This window comes from Cupriavidus sp. 05N38 (assembly GCF_056397345.1).
The window spans coordinates 1-16375 of the sequence record NZ_JBFTNF010000001.1; the positions used below are offsets into that span (position 1 = coordinate 1).

15 protein-coding genes are annotated in these 16375 nt (G+C 63.0%); 7 read left to right on the forward strand and 8 right to left on the reverse strand.

Annotation, left to right across the window (positions count from 1 at the left end; translation table 11 throughout):
- From AC1DK4_RS00005 to AC1DK4_RS00015, 3 genes are all read left to right on the forward strand, one after another.
- On the forward strand, positions 1-399 hold a 399-nt coding region (locus tag AC1DK4_RS00005), incomplete at its 5' end, for a TolC family protein (RefSeq protein ID WP_441649668.1).
- 137 nt (positions 400-536) lie between these two features.
- A complete protein-coding gene (locus tag AC1DK4_RS00010; RefSeq protein ID WP_441614768.1) occupies positions 537-1448 on the forward strand; it encodes a LysR family transcriptional regulator in 912 nt (303 codons plus the stop codon).
- A 251-nt stretch (positions 1449-1699) separates the two neighbouring features.
- Positions 1700-2608: a hypothetical protein gene (locus AC1DK4_RS00015; RefSeq protein WP_441614770.1), complete on the forward strand. Its 909-nt coding sequence runs from the start codon at positions 1700-1702 to the stop codon at positions 2606-2608.
- 51 nt (positions 2609-2659) lie between these two features.
- Here AC1DK4_RS00015 and AC1DK4_RS00020 read toward each other — a convergent pair whose 3' ends face one another.
- The 5 genes from AC1DK4_RS00020 to AC1DK4_RS00040 all read right to left on the reverse strand — a co-directional run bounded on the left by AC1DK4_RS00020 (position 2660) and on the right by AC1DK4_RS00040 (position 7761).
- The gene (locus AC1DK4_RS00020) at positions 2660-3661 is read right to left on the reverse strand and encodes a transketolase family protein (protein ID WP_441643273.1); all 1002 of its coding nucleotides are present in this window, start codon (positions 3659-3661) and stop codon (positions 2660-2662) included.
- Positions 3658-4503 carry a transketolase gene (locus tag AC1DK4_RS00025; RefSeq protein ID WP_441614774.1) on the reverse strand — a complete coding sequence of 282 codons (846 nt, stop codon included), beginning with the start codon at positions 4501-4503 and terminating at the stop codon, positions 3658-3660. Before AC1DK4_RS00025 ends, AC1DK4_RS00020 begins: the two co-directional genes overlap by 4 nt.
- Positions 4504-4556: 53 nt before the next feature.
- Positions 4557-5885 (reverse strand): MFS transporter, encoded by a 1329-nt coding sequence (locus AC1DK4_RS00030; protein WP_441614776.1) that lies wholly within the window; start codon positions 5883-5885, stop codon positions 4557-4559.
- A gap of 85 nt (positions 5886-5970) precedes the next feature.
- Positions 5971-6720: an SDR family NAD(P)-dependent oxidoreductase gene (locus AC1DK4_RS00035; protein WP_441614778.1), complete on the reverse strand. Its 750-nt coding sequence runs from the start codon at positions 6718-6720 to the stop codon at positions 5971-5973.
- Between the two features lie 102 nt (positions 6721-6822).
- Positions 6823-7761 (reverse strand): LysR substrate-binding domain-containing protein, encoded by a 939-nt coding sequence (locus AC1DK4_RS00040; protein WP_441614780.1) that lies wholly within the window; start codon positions 7759-7761, stop codon positions 6823-6825.
- A 210-nt stretch (positions 7762-7971) separates the two neighbouring features.
- On the opposite strand from AC1DK4_RS00040, the gene AC1DK4_RS00045 reads away from it, so the two are divergent.
- Both AC1DK4_RS00045 and AC1DK4_RS00050 read left to right on the forward strand, forming a co-directional pair.
- Entirely contained in the window at positions 7972-8835 is an 864-nt protein-coding gene (locus tag AC1DK4_RS00045; protein ID WP_441614782.1) for a substrate-binding periplasmic protein, read from the forward strand.
- A 73-nt stretch (positions 8836-8908) separates the two neighbouring features.
- Positions 8909-10246: a GGDEF domain-containing protein gene (locus tag AC1DK4_RS00050; protein WP_441614784.1), complete on the forward strand. Its 1338-nt coding sequence runs from the start codon at positions 8909-8911 to the stop codon at positions 10244-10246.
- 54 nt (positions 10247-10300) lie between these two features.
- Here AC1DK4_RS00050 and AC1DK4_RS00055 read toward each other — a convergent pair whose 3' ends face one another.
- The 3 genes from AC1DK4_RS00055 to AC1DK4_RS00065 all read right to left on the reverse strand — a co-directional run bounded on the left by AC1DK4_RS00055 (position 10301) and on the right by AC1DK4_RS00065 (position 14823).
- Entirely contained in the window at positions 10301-10852 is a 552-nt protein-coding gene (locus AC1DK4_RS00055) for a 4-hydroxylaminobenzoate lyase (protein ID WP_441614786.1), read from the reverse strand.
- Positions 10853-11055: 203 nt separating this feature from the next.
- On the reverse strand, positions 11056-11766 hold the full coding sequence (locus tag AC1DK4_RS00060; protein WP_441614788.1) for an SDR family NAD(P)-dependent oxidoreductase: 711 nt from the start codon (positions 11764-11766) through the stop codon (positions 11056-11058).
- Between the two features lie 231 nt (positions 11767-11997).
- Positions 11998-14823 carry a 2-oxoglutarate dehydrogenase E1 component gene (locus AC1DK4_RS00065; protein WP_477131347.1) on the reverse strand — a complete coding sequence of 942 codons (2826 nt, stop codon included), beginning with the start codon at positions 14821-14823 and terminating at the stop codon, positions 11998-12000.
- A gap of 766 nt (positions 14824-15589) precedes the next feature.
- On the opposite strand from AC1DK4_RS00065, the gene AC1DK4_RS00070 reads away from it, so the two are divergent.
- Positions 15590-15853, forward strand: coding sequence for a hypothetical protein (locus AC1DK4_RS00070; protein ID WP_441614792.1), 264 nt, complete (start codon positions 15590-15592; stop codon positions 15851-15853).
- Between the two features lie 114 nt (positions 15854-15967).
- Positions 15968-16375: a nuclear transport factor 2 family protein gene (locus AC1DK4_RS00075; RefSeq protein ID WP_441614794.1), complete on the forward strand. Its 408-nt coding sequence runs from the start codon at positions 15968-15970 to the stop codon at positions 16373-16375.

Here is a 16375-nt window from a genome sequence, read left to right on the forward strand (position 1 = left end):
ATCTCGCTTCCCATCTTCGAGGGCGGCAAGCTCAAGGGGATGCTGCATCTGCGCGAGGCGCAGCAACAGGAAGCCGCGATCGTCTACAAACGCACCCTGCTCGAAGCCTGGCGCGAGGTTGACGACGCGCTGCTCGCCTACGATGCCGAGCAGCGGCGGCGCGACCGGCTGACCGAGGTCGTGAGCCTGAACCAGCGCGCGCTCTCGATCGCGCAGCAACGGTACAAGGCTGGCGCCATCGATTACCTCAACGTCCTGAACGTGCAGAAACAGTTGCTCGAAGGGCAGCGCAATCTTGAGCTGAGCAGGGCAACCGCCGCCGCCAACCTCATTACGCTATGCAAGGTACTCGGTGGCGGCTGGGAGTCGACCTACGCCAGACAATACGTCGATCGTTGACACGACGGCGCGGAGCTGGAAGACGCGCGCCTGATGCTTCGTCTTGTTCGGGCGCCAACGTCGGCTTCGGCTGGAAAGGCGCGGTCCGGTTCGCCAATGATCTGACTTTCGAGCGGCCTTAGGTGCCGCGTAGGACTATGTTGCACAAGAGACATGATGAGACCGCGGACTGGAGAGATTGGGAAAATTTCTGCAGGGTCGTGGAGGCCGGTAGCTTTACGGCCGCCGGCGATCGTGCCGGCATTCCAAAGCAATCGATCAGTATTTCGCTTACCCGCCTGGAAGCGCGGCTGGGCAATCGATTGCTTGACCGGACCACACGCAAGGTCCGGGTGACGGATCTGGGCGAAATGCTCTATGCCCGGATCGCGCCGCTGCTCAATGAACTGCGTGAAGCGGACAACGACGCGAAGTCAACCCAGCAACAGGTATCGGGCACCTTGCGGCTGGCGGCGCCATACGAGACTGGATGGCTTCACCTGGCGCCCGCGCTGATGAAACTGCTCAAGGCTTATCCGGACTTGAAGGTTGAGATCGACGATACCCGGGAGATTCCCGATCTCCTCGAACAACGATACGACATTGCATTCGTCAAAACCGACGCCGGATTGCCGGACAGTTCGCTGGTGAGCAAACGCCTGATGGCGATGGACCGCGCCTTTTATGCCGCACCAGCATTGATTGCCAAGCGTGGCCTCCCACGACAATTGCAGGATATCGAATCCTGGCCGATGATCGTGGACGGCGAGGACACGTTCTGGGATATCTTTGACGATGGGCGCGAGATCGGACGAATCCCGGTACGCCCGAGCGTAAGGACGCCAAACGTCGGGATTCGGGTGCGCGCCGCAACTGAAGGCCTCGGCGTTGTGAGATTGCTGTCAACGTACGTCGAAGACCATGTCAAGCGAGAGGAGCTTGTTCGCTTGTTCCCCACGTTTCTTTCGTCCCCGTTGAAGGTATACGCGCTAACGCCGTCGCGCAGGCTCGTACCGCCCAAGGTACGTGCATTGTTGAACGCGTTCGAGGCCCCGCAGATAGACATATGAACGGTGGCGAAACGCGGGTCGAGGTTGGCTGACGTCCATGCAGGCCTCCCGGGGCCGGATGCAGCAATATGATCGCCTCGCTTAGTGACTCCATTCTCGGCGACAAGATATCCGGGGCCGTCAAAAGCTCACGGCGCAGTGCTTGCTCCGATCCCGTACCGCAGTTCACCCCGGATTCAAGGCGCGAAGCGGATTGCCGATACTGCCGTGTGGCACGCCGTCGGCCCGGGATTTTCAAGAGGAAACGATAAATGAAGCTGGCGGAGCCAGGCAGGGACGACGTGCAGAGCTTTGTCGCGTGGATGGGGCGGCATCTCGACACCGATATGTTCCGGCACGAGTACACCGACCGACAATCCGGACGGCATTGGCAATGCGACAGCTTGTACGATGCGTTTGCCAAGTACAAATGGAGCCACCCGGCCATTGCGCGCCTCGGCGTGGATGCTGGTCGAACGTTTCAATCGAACCTCGCCGCGCGGGAAGCACTTCGACAAGATTTGACTGAGTCCCTCGGCACGCCCGCCGATGACGCCGGCGTTTGCCTCGCCGCGGCCGATGTCATGAAGTGGGGTGGCGTGACTGGCGGCAACGTCCAGTGGTTGAATATGAACGAAGCAGGCCTGGCACAATTGATTATCGATGTGCGTAATGCGTTGAACAGAGGCGACATGCGTCATCCGCTTCTCACGGCACGCGAACTGCGCTTCAATGCGGGCATGACGAAAGTCTATTCACTCGTCTGCGACGAGCTTGTCATCTACGACAGCCGGGTCGCTGCGGCACTAGGGTGGGCGGTGACGAAATTCTGCCAGGCCGAAGGAAAAAGCGCGGTGCCCGCCGGACTTGGTTTCCCCTGGGCGCCAGCCAAGGAGGCCGTCAAGGAAAGCAACCCGAAGCGTCGAAATCCCAGTGAAGGATCGCTTGCCTTTCCCCGGCTGAAATCCGGTCCGCTGCATGCCGAATGGAATCTGCGCGCAAGTCGCTTGCTCGCCGCCGTCCTCGACCATTCCGGTGCGAAGGTCAGCCAGTTCATGCGGCTCGGAGCCCGGCGCAACCAATTACAGGCGCTGGAAGCCGCGCTGTTCATGATTGGCTATGCATTACCCGGTGCTTCTGCCGGCGGCCTTTCATCAAGAACGCCGGCAGCGGGACAATGACCGCCGCCCCGCTCAGCCGGCAAACGCCGCGGCGTCCGGCGGCCATCGCCCTCACCCCAGCCAGCCCTTGATGGTGGTCGCCATCACGCCGGCGGAGATCCCGTAGCGGTCATGCAGTGTCGGCAGCGCGCCGGCAGCGAGGAACGCATCGGGCAGGCCGATCTGGCGGAATGGCGCATGCACGCCCGCCCGCATCATTGCCGCGGCCACGCCCTCGCCCAGGCCGCCGATCACGGTGTGATTCTCGGCCACCACCACCAGCCGTCCGGAGCGCCGGGCTTCGCGCAGGATCGTCGCCGTGTCCAGCGGCTTGATGGTGGGCACGTGCAGCACCGCCACGCCGACGCGGTCGGCCTCCAGCGCCTTGGCCACTTCGAGCGCGCGCATGGTCATGATGCCCGAGGAGATGACCAGCACGTCGGCGCCGTCGCGCAGCAGCTTGGCCTTGCCGAGTTCGAACTTGTAGTCGTACTCGTCAAGCACCGCCGGCACGTTGCCGCGCAGCAGGCGCGCGTAGACCGGGCCCTTGTGCGCGGCGATGGCCGGCACCATCTGCTCGATGTCGAGCGCATCGCACGGGTCGATGACGGTCATGTTCGGCATTGCCCGCATCAGCGCAAGGTCCTCGGCCGCCTGGTGGCTGGGCCCGTATCCCGTGGTGAGGCCGGGCAGAGCGCAGACGATCTTCACATCGAGATTGTCTTCGGCGATGGCCTGGTGGATGAAGTCGTAGGCGCGGCGCGTGGCGAATACCGCGTACGTGGTGACGAACGGCTGGGCGCCTTCGTGCGCGAAGCCGGCCGCCGCGCCCATCAGCAACTGCTCGGCCATGCCCATCTGGTAGTAGCGCTCGGGCAGGGCTTGCGCAAGGATATGCAGGTCCGTGTACTTGCCCAGGTCGGCGGTCATGCCGATCACGTTGGCTTTCCTGCGCGCCAGTTCCACCAGTGCATGCCCGAACGGGGCGGAGCGGGCGGCCTGTCCTGCGCCGGCGATGGAGGCGATCATGGCCGATGTCTTCAGCTTCGGCTTGTCGGTGGTAGTGGTGCTCATGCTTGTCTCCCGGCTTCCAGTGCTTGCAGTGCGAGTTGCCACTCGTGGGCATCCACGCGGATGAAATGGTTCTTCTCGCGCTGTTCGAGGAACGGCACGCCGCACCCCATGCGCGTATCGCAGATGATCATGCGCGGGCGGGCATCCTGATGGGCCCGCGCGGCGTCGAAGGCGGCTGCCACGGCGTCGATGTCGTTGCCGTCCACGCGCTGTGTGAACCAGCCAAAGGCCTCCATCTTCTCGACCAGCGGCTCGAAGGCCATGATCTGCGTCGACGGGCCGTCGGCTTGCTGGTTGTTGACGTCGACCATGGCGATCAGGTTATCAAGCTTCCAGTGGCTCGCCGACTGGATGCCTTCCCAGATGGCGCCTTCGTCCAGCTCGCCGTCGGAGAACAGCGTGTAGACGAACGCGTCGGAGGCCTTGCGCTTGAGGCCCAGGCAACGGCCGACCGCGATGGTCAGGCCCTGCCCCAGGGACCCGCCGGACATCTCCATCCCCGGGGTGTAACTGGCCATCCCGGACATTGGCAGGCGGCTGTCGTCGCTGCCGTAGGTTTCCAGTTCTTCGGGGGGCAGGATAGCGGCCTCGAGCAGCGCCGCGTACAGTGCGATCGCGTAGTGCCCGTTCGAGAGGAGGAAGCGGTCGCGGCCTTCCCACTCGGGGTCGTCCGCGCGGTACCGCATGGCACCGAAGTAGGCGACGGCGAGCACATCGGCGATGTCCAGGGCCTGCCCGATGTAGCCCTGGCCCTGCACTTCGCCCATCAGGAGGGCGTTGCGGCGGATCCGGTAGGCGCGTTCGGCAAGTGGCACTACGGTGTCGGATGTTGCGTGGTTCATGTTGTCTCCTGCAGTGAATCAGAGGATGAAATAAGGATGGCGGTGCGGCGCGCTCAGCGGTTGACGATCCTGGCCGGCACGAGGAGTACCAGCATCGCGCCCGCGACGACCGTCACCGAGATAAACACCAGCCCGGCAGTGGATTTGCCTGTCAGGTCGTTGAGCCAGCCGACGATGGCGGGCGAGAAGAAGCCGGCCAGGTTGGCCACGCAGTTGACCGCCGCGATGCCGGCCGCTGCCGACATGCCGCCCAGCAGCGCCGTGGGCAGCGACCAGAACTGCGAGGACGAGGCCAGGATGCCGGCCGCGGCGATGCACAGGCAGATCAGCGATGCGGCCACGCCGTTGAGCATCGGCAGCGTGGCGAAGCCGGCTGCGGCCACGATCATCGGGACGATCAGGTGGAAGCGGCGCTCGCGGTGGCGGTCGGCGCTCATGCCGACGAGCGGCAATGCCACGATGGCGCACAGGTACGGCAGCGCGGTGAAGATGCCCACCCACAGCGGGTCGGCCACGCCGGACTTGCGGATGATCGTCGGCAGCCAGAACGTCAGCCCGTACTGGCCGAGCACCACGCAGAAGTAGATGGCCGCCATCAGCCACAGCCTGCGGTCGGCCAGGAAGGAACGGATCGAGATATGGTCCACCTTGTGGGCGTTGTCGGCTTCGACGTTGCGTGCCAGCAGCGCCTTCTCGGCATCGGTGAGCCACTTCGCGGCCTGGATGCCGTTGTCGAGATAGAGCAGGATGGCAACGCCGAGGACCAGGGACGGCAGCGCTTCCATCATGAACAACCACTTCCAGCCGGCCAGCCCCGCGGTACCGTGGAACGCATGCATGATGTAGCCGGACAGCGGCCCCCCCACGATCCCCGCCAGCGGAATCGCCATGAAGAACATCGACAGGGCCTTGGCGCGCCGCGCCGACGGGAACCAGTACGTCATGTACAGGATCACGCCCGGTGCGAAGCCCGCTTCGGCCACGCCGAGCAAGAAGCGCAGCACGTAGAAGGAGGTGGGCGTGCTGACGAACGCGAAGCTCGCGGAGATCACCGCCCAGGTGAGCATGATCCGGGCAAGCCAGCGCTTGGCACCGACCCTGTGGAGGATGACGTTGCTGGGCACTTCGAAGAGGAAATAGCCAAGGAAGAAGATGCCGGCGCCCAGTCCGTAGATGGTTTCGCTGAAATGCAGGTCGCTGAGCATCTGCAGCTTGGCAAAACCCACATTGACCCGGTCCAGGTAGGCACCGAGGTAGCACAGCATCAGGAAGGGGATCAGCCGGCGGACCACCTTGGCGTAGGTCCGGGATTCGAAGGTGGCCGCATCGGTGCGCGGGGGCGCATCGCCCGCCAGGGGCGAAGCCGCATACTTGGTTTTCATGTGTGTCTCCTGCCATGTGCCCCGGTAGGTCCGGGTGCACGGGCTTGCGGTATGACCGCCTCTGCGGGCGGCTATGAGGGGAAAACTAGTGGATCAGCATGCCGCCGTTGACGTCGAGCGTGATGCCGGTCAGGTAGGTGGACAGGTCGCTCACCAGGAACAGGCACGCGTTTGCGACGTCGGCGGCATCGCCCAGGCGTCCCAGGGGGATGCCCTTGATGATGTCGGCGCGCAGGTCGGGGGTGAGCTTGTCGCCGGTGATGTCGGTCTGGATCAGTCCGGGCGTGATGGAGTTGACGCGGATGCTGTCGGGGCCGAACTCGCGCGCCATCGCGCGCGCCAGGCCCAGCACCCCGGCCTTCGCTGCGCTGTAGTGCGGGCCGCCGAAGATGCCGCCGCCGCGTTGCGCGGAAACGGAAGACATGCACACGATGCTGCCGCCCTTCTGCGTCTTCATCTGGGGCAGCACGGCCTGCGACATATAGAGCGTGCCGCGCAGGTTGACGTCCACCACCGCATCGAAATTGCCGCCCTGGATATCGAGCGTGCGCAGCGGCTGCGTGATGCCGGCATTATTGATCAGCGCATCGATCCGGCCATAGCGCGCGATGACCGCCTGTGCCGCGCGCTCGCAGGCGCCCTTGTCGGTCACGTCGCAGGCCAGCCCCAGGTGTTGGTCGCCCAGGTCCCCGGCCGCGGCCTGGGCGTCTTCAAGGCGAAGATCGAGGATCACGACCAGCGCACCCTGCGCGGCCAGCGCCTTCGCGGTGGCCTTGCCGATGCCGCGCGCGGAGGCGGCGCCTGTGACGATGACGACTTTTTTATCAACCAGCATTTCTGTCTCCTGACTGTTGAAATGATGGCTTCAGTGTGGTGCCTGGCCCGGCACCGATCAACGCGATACGCCTCAGCTATGGCTGAGAAATTTTCAGATGAATCAACGGACGGGCGGCGAGAAAGGCGGATCAATCAGCACTTGCGGCAAGCGGCTGGCCCCTGCCTGCATCTCCCGGTCCATCCATGCCAGGAACCGCGCCACGCGCGGGAGATCCGCATTCTGCGTCGGATAGACGACATGATGGCCGCCGACCTCCACGCCGTGCGACGCGTCGAAGACCGGCACGAGGCGCCCGTTGCGGATCAGCACCGATGCAAGCAGCGTGCTTTCCAGCGCGATGCCGTGCCCGAGCGCGGCGGCCTCCAGCGACATGTATGAGCGGTCGAACGAGAAGTCGAATGTCTTGTGGACGTGGGCCACGCCAAATCGGGCAAACCATTGCTGCCACTGGACCAGCGGCGTCTCGGAGCAGATCAGGCGCTCTCCCAGGAGGTCGGCCGGCGCATGGACCGGATGCGCGCGAAGATAGGCTTCGGACGCCAGCGGAGTGATGGACTCGTTGCGCAGCGTCTTGACCTGGAGGTCCCGCCAGTGAGCGTAGCCGTAGCGGATGTCCACGTCGTAGTATCCGCTGGTGAACGACACGTCCTCGTACGAACACGACAGGTTCAGCCGGATATCGCCATTGTCGGCATGAAACGATGTCAGCCGCGGCAACAGCCACATCAGCCCGAAGCTCGGGCTGGTGTGGACACGGAGGATTTCCACGTTCGCCTGGCTCGATGCGCGCTCGGTGGCACGGTTGAGGTCCGCCAGCGCGCCCGTCACCTCGCGCAGGTACTGCTCGCCAAGCGGCGTCATGACCAGGCCCCGGCCCTGGCGGAAGAACAGCGGCTGGCCAATGACTGCTTCGAGGTTGCTGATCTGGTGGCTCACCGCGGAGGCGGTGAGCCCCAGTTCCTCCGAGGCGCGGCTCACGCTCTTGGTTCTCGCGACGCTTTCGAAGGCGATGATCGCCTTCAATGGTGGGATGCGCATGGTGGTCGTTGTGGTGATGCCACGGCGTGATCGCGCGGTGCGATACCCATGGTGATCTGGATTGTAGTCCCCACCGGAGGGCGGCCTCGTGGGCGACGAGAATGACTCCAACACAATGCTTCCTGACCCAGGCTTCGGCACTCATCGCTCAAACGGCGGAAGCGCAGCCAGCGGCGGGCCCCACGCCCCCCCTTTAAAGAGCTAAACCATTTGGAGAAATTGCCGTTATGGTCGCAGGGGCCCACGCTGCGCCGGCTCGCGGGACAACGCACGGCCGCGCAGGGGCCGGGCATTGTACCTTCCATTGCATCACCTGACGCCATGCATCTCTCCCGTCCTTGCCGGATCATCTGCGCAGCTTGCGTGTTCTGGACTGCCCCTCTCGCCCTGGCGCAGACAACCATTCTGCTGTACTCCGAGGCCGGCCAACGGCCGCAATCCTACGAAGAGAACGGCATGCCCAAAGGGTCCTATGTCGAAAACCTGCAGCGCGTCCTCAAACGGATCCCGGAATACAAGGTGCAGATCCGGTTTGCGTCGTGGGCGCGCACCGTCGAGGAAGCAAAGAACGGCAACAGCGCGGGCGTGCTGGGCGTGTATTACCGCCCCCAGGAGCGGCCGTTCCTGAATCATTCCAAGCCTTTCTACACCGAAGATGTCGCGGTCCATTGCAACCGCGATTCGATTGAAGGCCGCACGTTCAATACCTTTCCGGACGATTTCGCCGGCCTGAAATTCGGCAACCAGCGTGGCTACCTGGCGCCCGGCAAGCGTTTTTTCCAGCTTGCCAGCGAAGGCAAGATCGGCATCGTCGAGGGACATGAATTCCAGGATCTGGTCAAGAAGATGCTGGTGCGGGAGATCGACTGCGTGGTCAACCCCAGTGTCGTCATCAACGAGGCCTTGGTCACACTGGAAGCCCAGGGCCTCCCGGAGCGCATGCGCTACAAGTCCAGGCGCGCCATGACCATCAAGAGCGAAACCGTCCACATCGGATTCAGCAAGAAGTACGAGGAATCGCATCCGGAACTCGCCAGGTTCCGGCAATTGTTCGACAAGGCGGCAGACGAATAGAATGTTTCCCTGATTACCCGAGATCGCGCATTTCATGCCACTGCCGCCACCGGTTCATTCGATCCGGAACAGGATGATCGTGCTGCTTATCGTTGCCACGACGACAACGCTGGGCGCCTTTGCCGTGCATCGGCAATGGCTGCTGCGGCAGGACCTCGAGCAGCGTTTCGAGCGGACACGCGCGGAAGTCCTGGAAGGACTCGGGCAGAGCCTGGCGGAGCCGACCTGGGCGCTGAACGTAGGGATCCTGCGTACCAGGCTCGAGTCAACCCTGATCCATCCGGAGGTCACCGAAGCCTGCATTTTCTCCCCCGACCGCCAGGAGGTCTATGCGGAAGTCCGCCGCGCGATGGCCGCGGGCCAGGTTCCCGCGCCAGGCGCGCTATCCTGCGCCGAGGCCAGTGGGCGCGACGCCCTGGGCGAGGTGACGCTCTACCCGCCGGACGACATCGATCCGGCGCGCAGGAACCAGGCGATCGGCAAGGCCGTCATCCATTTCACCCGCGACAATATGCACAAGGCCTTGCGCGCGGCGATGGTCCAGGGGGTAACCGAGGTGGCCGCCATCGACGTCGCGCTGGTGCTCTTGCTGACCTTCGGGCTGCGCATGGTCTTCCGGCCACTCGAGCATCTGCGGGCAGCCCTGTTCGAGCTTGCCTCCAGCCACGGCGACCATCTTGACGAGCTTGCCGGGCTGGGCCGCACCGAGTTCGACAGCGTCATCAACGGCTTCAACCAGGTACTGCGCAGGTTGAAGTTGATCATTGCGCAGCGCACGGAAGCGGAAATGGCCGCGCGCGAGGCCATTCAGATCAGCGCCGAAGCCTTCGCGCAAATCCAGGCTACCCAGGCGGAACTGCTCGAGAAGAACCGGCAGCTCGAAGCGCTTTCCAAGACCGACCAGCTCACTGGCGTATTCAACCGGCGGCACTTGAATGAAGTGCTGACCAGCGCGCTGGAACGCACCCGACGCGATGGCAGCCTGTTCTCGATCATCCTGATCGACGTAGACCGCTTCAAATCCGTCAACGACACCCACGGTCACCAGGTTGGCGACCGGGTGCTTGTCGAAATGGCGCGCTGCATCCTCGAAGTCAAGCGGGCGACGGATACCATCGGCCGCTGGGGCGGCGAAGAGTTCCTGCTGATCTGCTCCGATACCGGCCTGCGGGACGCCGTTCTGTTTGCCCAAAGGCTGCGCAATGCGGTCTCGGCGCGCGACTTCTCTGTGACGGGACGGATGACCGCAAGCCTCGGCGTGGCCTGCGTGCAGGATGGGGATACCATTCACGGCATGATCTCGCGTGCTGACGAGGCCCTGTACCGAAGCAAGGAGCTTGGCAGGAATCGCGTCGAGTACGCAGCCGACGGCGTTGCAACCACGCCCGCTCGCGAACCGCGCGCATATTGATCTGACCGGGCCCGGGCGTCTGCCAGGTCAGCCCATCGCACATCCCTGAGCGCTTCAATGCTGCGGCGGCTCGACGTCGAACGCAATCCGTCCCGCGGGCAGGAACGTAAGCGAGATGACAGCGCCGCCCTTGGCTTCCGGGTAGTGGTGGCTTCCCGGCGCCGGTGCCGTCCAGCCGCCATAACACCAGCCGTTCGGACCCGCGAGCGCGGCGCCTTCATTGAGCGGCACCACGAGATTGAACTCGCCATACGGGTGCGAGTGATAGTCGCCACGGAAGCTGCCTTCGGGGTTGTCCTGGGCATTATCGGTGCTGTCCATCAGCACCGCCGTGATGCTGAAGAAGAGCGTCTCCGCGCAGGGCAGGCCGAGTCGCGAGCGGCGGTAGCGCGGTCCCGCGATTTCGACATCGGCCGCCCACCCCTCCCGCACACCGAGGGTAATCAGTCGCGACAAGTCCTTGTACAACTCGCTTTCAACGCCATGCTTCGTATTCAGCCATTGCTCGACCTCAGTGCTCGTGGTCATGTCCTTGACCTCTTGCAAAAAGGGGATAAAGCGGGCGACAAGTTCGTCTTTGGCACTTGTGAATTGGGTCTGGGGCATTCCCGTTCGTCCTTGGATTAGGCGTGATGCGCATCCGTCATCGGGAGCGTGGCGCCCAGGTGCCGGGCGATGGCTCGATGAGGCCGGATGCGTTACTGCGTGTTGGCTTTGAATCCCTCGTTATCCTCCACGAGGGGCTCATGAAAATTGCCCGCGGTCTTGTCTGCCGGCGGCAACTGCAAAGGGGACCTTGGCGGCGCCTCTTAGTGACCAGCACTCTGGCCGCCGTCGACGTGCAGGATTTCTCCCGTGACGAACGGTGCCGAATCGAGGAACAGGATAGCGTCGACGATATCGCTCATCTCGCCCATGCGTCCCATCGGATGGAGCGCATCCAGCGCCTTGTGGGTTTCCGGCGCGTGCATCGGCGACCTGATGACCCCCGGCGCGACGGCATTCACGCGAATACCTTTCTTGGCGTACTCGATCGCCAGCGACTTCGTGGCGGCGTTCAGACCACCTTTCGTCAGGGCTGCCAGTACCGAATACAAGCCGCTGATCGCATGGTCAACGATGCTGGTGGTCACGCTGACCACATGGCCGCTCGAATGCTTCTCCATTTCGGCGATTGCGAGTTGCGTGACGTAGTAGAAGCCCGCGACATTCACATTCATCACGGCAGCGTAGTCTTCGGCGGTGTATTGGGTGAAAGGCTTCCCGATGTAGATGCCGGCGTTGTTCACCAGCGTGTCAATCCGGCCAAATCGCGCGACACCTTCCGAGATGACACGTCGGGCGGTCGCCGGATCACCGATATCACCGGCTACCGTCAGGATGTCCGGGTCGTCCGACGGCTTGATCGAACGTGCGGTCGCAACAATGCGGTAGTCGAGCTTTCGAAATGCCTTGACGACTTCGGCGCCGATACCTTGCGATGCGCCGGTAACGACGACAACCTTTTGTGATGTGCTCATGCTTTACCCCGAAAACGAGTGGTTTGGCTTCAACGCCGATCGGGCCGGTGGCTCCGGTCGACGCCGATGTACGCGGTGACTCAGGTTTCGAATACCCGCACTGGACACGCTTGGGACAGATCGTGGTAGCGCGGGTCTGATTCAGGCGCCGGCGCTGGCACGGTCCAGCGCAGCGGATCGAGACGAGGAAGGCGAATCAGTGACATCGTCTCCGACTCGCCCCTGCTGCCTTTACTCGTCAATCGCTGCGTGCAGGTACTTTTCCTGACGCGCAACGTGCATCGACCGGTAACCCGGTGCGGTCGATGCGGCTGCCTCGGGGCCGATATAGCGCAGCGCTGCAGGTGCCTTCACGATGTCCAGCAACTGTTCCATGACGAAATTCCACGAACCCTGGTTCTTTGACTCTTCCTGACACCAGACCACACTCTTCAGATTCGGATAGCGTTCCAGTTCTGCACTGATCTGCTTCGCGGGGAACGGATACAACTGTTCAACGCGAATCAGCGCGATATTGTCCTTTTCGGCCTTGCGCCGACGCTCCAGAAGTTCGAAGTAGACCTTGCCCGAACACAGGATGACCCGATCGACCTTGGACGCCGCTTCCTCCGTAGGCGATTCGGCAAGAATCTCGTTGAACCGGCCCGCGGCGAGATCATCGAGGCTGCTGACAGCCTCCGGGTGCCGCAGAAGCGATTTTGGCGTCATCACGATAAGCGGCACGCGATCGCGCTGCACGGCCTGCATGCGCAGCAGATGGAAAATCTGAGCCGGCGTCGTGGGCTGACAGACCCGCATGTTCTCCTGCGCACACAGTTGCAGGTAGCGCTCGAGGCGCGCGGACGCGTGTTCCGGGCCTTCCCCTTCCTGACCGTGCGGAAGCAGCATCGTGACACCGCTATGCTGCCCCCACTTCGCAGCGCCCGCAGACAGAAAATTGTCGATGACAACCTGCGCCCCGTTCGCGAAGTCGCCGAACTGCGCCTCCCACAATACGAGCGCGTTTTGCCGGACAATCGAGTATCCGTACTCGAAGCCTAGAACCGCCGCCTCCGACAGAACCGAGTTGGTGACCGAGAACCGCCCTTGGTCATCCGACACATGGTGCAGCGGGACATATGTGCCCACTCCCCGAATCGACCGTTTCTGATCGTGGAGTACCGCATGACGATGGCTGAACGTACCGCGCTCACTGTCCTGACCGCTCAGGCGCACGTCGATGCCAGCGGCGAGAAGCGAGGCAAAGGCCATGTGCTCGGCCATGCCCCAGTCCAGCGGACGCTTGCCTTGCGCCATCTCGCGACGAGCGGATATCACCCTGCCAACCAGCGGATGCAGCGCGTAATGCTCGGGAACGCTGGTGATCTTGAGTGCGAGCTTTTGAACGAGGTCCGGCAAGGGCGGCGCGTAATAGATGCGGTCGACGTTGCCATCGAGCAGCTGCGGCCAGCTCACCTCTYCGTCCTTCTGGCCGGCCGGCTTCCTCTCTTCCGCGGTTTGCGCAGCGTCAAGACGCTCGCGGTAGTCATGGACGTACCTCTCCACGTCTTCCTCCGTCAGAATCCGCTCGTCCACAAGCTTCGTTGCATAGAGGGTGCGGGCACCCGGGTGGCCCGCGATGGAGCGATACATCAACGGCTGCGTGATGCTCGGCGTGTCCTGTTCCTGGTGGCCATGGCGGCGGAAGCAGACCAGTTCGATCACGACGCTCTTCTTGAACGTCGCACGAAAATCGATTGCCAGGCGCGTTGCGGCAATGACCGCCTCGGGGTCGTCGCCGTTCACATGCAGGACCGGTGCCTCGATCATCTTGGCGATGTCGGTGCAATAGAACGACGAGCGGACATCTCTCGGGTCGGAAGTGGTGAAGCCAACCTGGTTATTCACAACCACATGGATCGTGCCGCCCGTGCCGTAGCCCCTGGTATTCGCCAGGTTCATCGTCTCCATGACAATGCCCTGCCCCGAGATCGCGGCGTCCCCGTGGATCTCCACCGGCAGGACAGCGCCCGCACCTTGCCCCAGTACTTCGGCGCGCGCGCGAGCGATACCTTGAACAACCGGGTTGACGATTTCAAGGTGCGACGGGTTAAACGCGAGCGTGACTTCCGCCGGCCCGGTTGCCGTCGGGAGCAAGCCGGTAAAGCCCTTGTGATATTTGACGTCGCCCGCCGGAAGAAGACTCGCGGTTTTCCCCTCGAACTCGTCGAACAACGCAGCCGGCGGCTTCCCGACGATATTGACGAGGACGTTCAGACGCCCCCGGTGTGCCATGCCGAGAATTGAGCTCTTGATTCCCTTGGTGGCACCGTATGCGACCAACTCATCCAGCAGGACGATGAGCGCTTCGCCACCTTCAAGCGAAAAGCGCTTCTGGCCGACATAGCGGGCATGCAGGTATTTTTCGAGACCCTCGGCGGCCGTCAGCCGTTCGAGGATATGCAGCTTGTCACCCCTGTCCAGGGTAGCTTTCGAGCGCGAAGACTCGAGACGCATCGACCACCAGTTACGCTGATCCGGATCGGCCAGATGCATGAACTCGGCGCCCAGCGTCCCGCAATACGTCTCTGTCAGCGCCTGCACCAGATCGCCAAGCGTTGCATCCTCGTCCGAGAAATGGGCGCCCGACATGCTGAACTTCGTGTTCATGTCCGCTTGCGACAGATCGTAGTAGCTCGGGTTCAATTCAGGCACCGGCACCGGCGCCGTCCAGCTCAGCGGATCCAGATGGGCATTGCGGGTACCGACCATGCGATAGGCCGAAATCAAGGCCTGTACGGCGACCTGCTTGCGGGCGAAACTCAGTACGTCGTTCTCCGAGCGCCCTCCGGTCCGCGGCTGCTTGACCAACGCGACGAAGCGAGACACCACCGGCGCGTGTGCGACGTCGCCTGCGTCCGAGCCATCAACCGCCGGCACCCCCTGCAACGCGTCAAAATACCCGCGCCACTCCTCCGACACCGTGTTCGGGTCGGCAAGGTACGCTTCGTATTGTTCCTCGACGTAGGGAGCATTGCCTCCAAATAGGAAGGAGGTATTCCGATTCCGCATCATCATGATGACTCTGTCCTCAGTCGGGCTCGCGCCCGGTATCTGTCACAAACCAAGGCAGCACCTGCCGCCGCCCCGGCCAAGCCTATGCTTCCACAGGTACACGAAGACAAAGATTCATCTGCGAAAAGAGGCAACACTCAGTGCCATCCAGTCCGCGTCAACTTGTGCAAAACCCCGTGACTTCTGCCACCAGGTCCCTGTGCCCGCCAGGATCARCAATCTTCTGACCGCTGGTGAGACCAGTCTACGTTCTACGGGTTTTCACTGAGGCTCTAACTGTGACGGTTTGGGGACATATCCTGCTCATTTCTGGCCATCACCGTCGCCGGGCACCATCGCGATCGGGCCCCCTTGAGGCTTGCCCCGCGACCACATCGCCATCGGGTGAACGCCGGGATGGCAACCGATCCGAAACGGCACGGAAGTTCGGCCCCCGGGCGCCAGGCATCGGCTGCGGTACGCGGCCATTTGAGCACTTCGGGGAGAACGCACATGCCGCCGGCGAACATCCATCCAGCCGCGGCATGCACTTTCCGCCGCCTCCTTTGCGGGCAAGAACCTCCAGGGCTCTATCTCGCCAGGCGCGCCAACCGCTCCACGCCACTATTCAATTTGCCTATCGCGTCGATGGGATATGGGTCTTGGACGTGATCGCATTCCTGGACCATCCTTCATCCATCGGTCCTCAAGCATCTGGCCATCCGCATGTTTCCGGTACCGAGACCAGGCACGCACTTGCTTGCTGGTACGCCATCCCGCCAAAGGAATCATGATGACCAACGCTCGACTCCGCCAACAAACCCAGTCACTGCCACGGCTGGCCCTGCTCAAGATCGCGATGCTGGCTTCCGTCACCGCCGTGGCGTTTCTCACATCGATTTCGGCGCATGCGGGGCCAGACTGGTACGTCATCGAAAAGGCACGCGCGGCCGCCAGAGCGGACGTCCACGCCGCACAAGCCACCCAGAAGACCGTTGTTGTGGCTGCCGACGCAAAGAACGCCCAGCCGGCTGCGGCCACGCAACCGAACTAAGACGCACGTCTGGGCATTCGGCGCCAGCATTGCGTTCCGTCAGCGCCAGGCAATCAACGCGAGCGCCTGCGCAGCGGGATCGGGGACAGGCTCCGCAAACCAAGGATAAACAGCATGGGTATTCTGGAAACCAACCGCATTGCGAGCGAATTTCTCGCCAGGCTGAGCGCCGGCGCGGACCCCGAGGTGATCGCAGCACTCTTCAGCAAGGACTTGCGCTTCGAGATCGCGGGTGACGTCGGTGTCCTGCCCTGGATCGGAAGGCGCGTTGGCCGCCACGCTGCGACTGAATTCTTCCGCGATTCACGAAGGCTGCTGGAGCCGCTGCGGTTCGATATCCACGACATCCTGACAAACGATAGCCGCGCGGTCCTCATCGGCGAACTCGCTTCACGCGTGAGGCATACCGGCAAGGACATCGAAACCGCCTTCACGCTTATCCTGACCGTCTCCGAGAGAGAGATCGTCGACTTCCGGATGATCGAGGACAGCTTTGCGGTTTCCCGCGCCGCCCGTGCCTAG

What these genes read in the sequence shown, in the direction of transcription:
- AC1DK4_RS00025 (WP_441614774.1), bottom strand. Translation starts at nt 4,503, where the DNA reads ATGAACCACGCAACATCCGACACCGTAGTGCCACTTGCCGAACGCGCC.
- AC1DK4_RS00015 (WP_441614770.1), top strand. Translation starts at nt 1,700, where the DNA reads ATGAAGCTGGCGGAGCCAGGCAGGGACGACGTGCAGAGCTTTGTCGCG.
- AC1DK4_RS00020 (WP_441643273.1), bottom strand. Translation starts at nt 3,661, where the DNA reads ATGAGCACCACTACCACCGACAAGCCGAAGCTGAAGACATCGGCCATG.
- AC1DK4_RS00035 (WP_441614778.1), bottom strand. Translation starts at nt 6,720, where the DNA reads ATGCTGGTTGATAAAAAAGTCGTCATCGTCACAGGCGCCGCCTCCGCG.
- AC1DK4_RS00030 (WP_441614776.1), bottom strand. Translation starts at nt 5,885, where the DNA reads ATGAAAACCAAGTATGCGGCTTCGCCCCTGGCGGGCGATGCGCCCCCG.
- AC1DK4_RS00075 (WP_441614794.1), top strand. Translation starts at nt 15,968, where the DNA reads ATGGGTATTCTGGAAACCAACCGCATTGCGAGCGAATTTCTCGCCAGG.
- AC1DK4_RS00070 (WP_441614792.1), top strand. Translation starts at nt 15,590, where the DNA reads ATGATGACCAACGCTCGACTCCGCCAACAAACCCAGTCACTGCCACGG.
- AC1DK4_RS00010 (WP_441614768.1), top strand. Translation starts at nt 537, where the DNA reads ATGTTGCACAAGAGACATGATGAGACCGCGGACTGGAGAGATTGGGAA.
- AC1DK4_RS00055 (WP_441614786.1), bottom strand. Translation starts at nt 10,852, where the DNA reads ATGCCCCAGACCCAATTCACAAGTGCCAAAGACGAACTTGTCGCCCGC.
- AC1DK4_RS00060 (WP_441614788.1), bottom strand. Translation starts at nt 11,766, where the DNA reads ATGAGCACATCACAAAAGGTTGTCGTCGTTACCGGCGCATCGCAAGGT.
- AC1DK4_RS00040 (WP_441614780.1), bottom strand. Translation starts at nt 7,761, where the DNA reads ATGCGCATCCCACCATTGAAGGCGATCATCGCCTTCGAAAGCGTCGCG.
- AC1DK4_RS00050 (WP_441614784.1), top strand. Translation starts at nt 8,909, where the DNA reads ATGATCGTGCTGCTTATCGTTGCCACGACGACAACGCTGGGCGCCTTT.